This window comes from Rubrimonas sp. (assembly GCF_036788415.1).
In the GTDB taxonomy this organism is placed as follows: domain Bacteria; phylum Pseudomonadota; class Alphaproteobacteria; order Rhodobacterales; family Rhodobacteraceae; genus Rubrimonas.
Map to the genome: position 1 here is coordinate 1 of NZ_DAIQNN010000219.1, position 2,456 is coordinate 2,456.

Below are 2,456 nucleotides of genomic sequence, written 5' to 3' on the forward strand. Positions count from 1 at the left end.
ACGAGAACGACCTTCTCGAGCCCTTTTGCATCGAGCGCATGGCGGAGGCGTTCGCCCGACGGCCCGATCTCGGCGCGCTGTCCCCCTGGACGTTCGTCGAAAGACGCGGCGCGCTCGAGGCGCCGCCAGGGCCAGAGCTCGCCGCTCAGCTGGTCGGCAACGACGCGACTTTGACGACCGCCTTCAGGGCCGACGCCATCGGCGACGCGCCGCCGTTCCGCCAGGGACTGCCGCGCGGCTATGACGTCTGGGACGGCGTGAACCGCGTTCTGACCGCAGGCTGGAGCGCGGCGAGCCTGCCGGAGGCCCTCGCCCTGCGTCGCGGCGATGGACCCGACATCGGCTGGCCGGAGTCGACCGCGCTTCGCGCCATGCGCGCCGAACTGCTCGCCGATCTCGTCGGTCCGCTCGGCCGGGCGGCCGTTTCGATCGCGGAGGATCTGTTGCCGCCGCCGCTGGCGCAGGGGCATCCTCCGATCGAGCAGCGCGCTGGCCTCGCGATATGGGCACGGATCGCGCGCGCCCCGCGTCGGGTCCTGCGCTGGGGGCGCCGGCGGCTGCGCGCCCTTCTGCGGCGGCTGCGCGGCCGCGCGGAGGCGCGCCATGCCCTCTGAGCGCGCGCCCTTCGTCTCGGTCGTCGTCTGCACCCGCAATCGGGCGGAGCTGCTGGAGAAAGCCCTGCTGAGCCTGGCCGATCAGGACATCGGGCCGGACGGCCACGAGATTCTGCTGGTGGACAACGCGTCGACCGACGCCACGCCGGAGGTGGCCCGCCGCCTCTCCGCGCGTCTGCCCCTGCGCTATCTGCGGGAGGAGCGCATCGGGCTCTGCATCGCGCGCAACAGAGGCTGGCGGGCGGCGCGCGGTGAGATCGTCGCCTATTTCGACGACGACGCCGTCGCCGAGCCGGGCTGGCTGGCCGCCATCCGCGACGTGTTCCGGCGCGATGACGCGGGGAAGATCGGCATTGTGGGCGGTCCCGTCGTCCCGATCTGGCTCGGCCCCCGGCCGGACTGGCTGGAGGATCCCATCGCCTGCTCCCTCACCATCGTGGATTGGGGGAAGGTCGAGAAGGCGATCACGGATCTGGACCGCGAGTGGCTGGTCGGCGCCAACATGGCCATCCCGCACCGGGTTCTCGAGGAGGTGGACGGCTTCCATCCGTCGCTCGATCGCATCGGGGACAATCTGCTGTCCGGGGGCGACGTGCATCTCGCGAAGAAGATCATCCGGCGCGGCTACGAGTGCCGGTATCTGCCGGCCATGGCGATCAGGCACCTCGTCCCCCCGGCGCGCCTCGAGAGGGCGTGGTTCACCCGGCGCTTCTACTGGCAGGGCGTGTCAGATGCGGTCATGGTCCTCGTCGACCGGGAGCCGCGGCCGAAGCGGCGGCTGGGCCTCGCGTTGCGGCGGCTCGGAGCCCTGCTGGCGGACCGCGCCAGGCTGCGCGCGCTCATCTTCTCGGGCGCGTCGGCGCGGGACTTCACGCAGAAATGCTTCGGGCTCATCGATCTCGGATTCATCATGGGGCTTCTCGGTGTCGCGCGTCGCTGATCGGCCCATCAACATCCGCTTCGTGCACACGCGCTTCCCCCATTGGGGCGGCCGCTCGGGATATGTGCGCCTCGTCGAGGCGCTCGACCCGACACGCTTCCGCACGCATCTTCATGGCGCATCCGACAGCGACGCCGACTTTCCAGCATGGCTCGCGCCGGTCCGGCCCGCCCTGCGGCGCATGATCGCCGGGCGGGGCATGCCCTGGTACAAGCTGAGCGACTTCGCCGCCGAGGCGAGGGCGTTCCTCGACTGCCTGCGCGGCGGCGCCGACATCGTGCACTTCCTCGACGGCGAACATGCGCCGATGTTTCTGCCGGGCGCGCTGCGACGGGCCGGGCTGCGCGGAAGGCGGGTCGTCGCGTCGTTCCATCAACCGCCCGACCTGCTCAGGACGATCGTGTCGCCGAACGTGGTCCGGCGACTGGACGGGATCATGCTCGTCTCGCCCTCTCAACAGGCGCTCGTCGAAAGCTGGGCCCGCGCAGACCGGATGCGCGTCCTGCTGCATGGCGTCGATGACGGCTTCTTCCATGTTCGCAGCGGTCCGCGCGAAGACGGACCGCTGCGCTGTGTGACCGTCGGCCATTGGCTGCGCGACTGGAACCTGTTCGCGGCGGTGGCAGCGGCGCTACCGGCGCTGCGCTTCGACGTGGTCACGGGCTCGGCGGTGAGCGAGCTGTCCAATGTGCGCGTGCACAGCGGCCTGTCCGACGAGGCGCTGGCGGCGCTCTATCGTCAGGCGGACATTCTTTTCCTGCCGTTGACGGAGTCGACGGCGAACAACGCCCTTCTCGAAGGGATGGCCTCGGGTCTGCCCATCGTGTCCACGGATCTCGCCGGCGTTCGGGCCTATGTCGGGGATTGCGGAGCCTTTCTGGCCCCGCCCGGCGGCGTCGCGG

At 70.8% G+C, this 2,456-nt stretch carries 3 protein-coding genes; all 3 read left to right on the top strand.

Going from position 1 to position 2,456, the window contains the following annotated elements:
• A partial coding sequence (locus tag V7Q31_RS18795) for a hypothetical protein (RefSeq protein WP_333835361.1) occupies positions 1 to 614 on the top strand: 614 nt, incomplete at its 5' end.
• Positions 604 to 1,554, top strand: coding sequence for a glycosyltransferase (locus V7Q31_RS18800; protein WP_333835362.1), 951 nt, complete (start codon positions 604 to 606; stop codon positions 1,552 to 1,554). The genes V7Q31_RS18795 and V7Q31_RS18800, both read left to right, overlap by 11 nt.
• Positions 1,538 to 2,456 (top strand): glycosyltransferase family 4 protein (locus V7Q31_RS18805; protein WP_333835363.1); only part of this gene is annotated, 919 nt, incomplete at its 3' end. The genes V7Q31_RS18800 and V7Q31_RS18805, both read left to right, overlap by 17 nt.

Excerpts from the sequence above, each read along its gene's own strand:
- V7Q31_RS18800 (WP_333835362.1), top strand. The coding sequence starts at position 604 with ATGCCCTCTGAGCGCGCGCCCTTCGTCTCGGTCGTCGTCTGCACCCGC.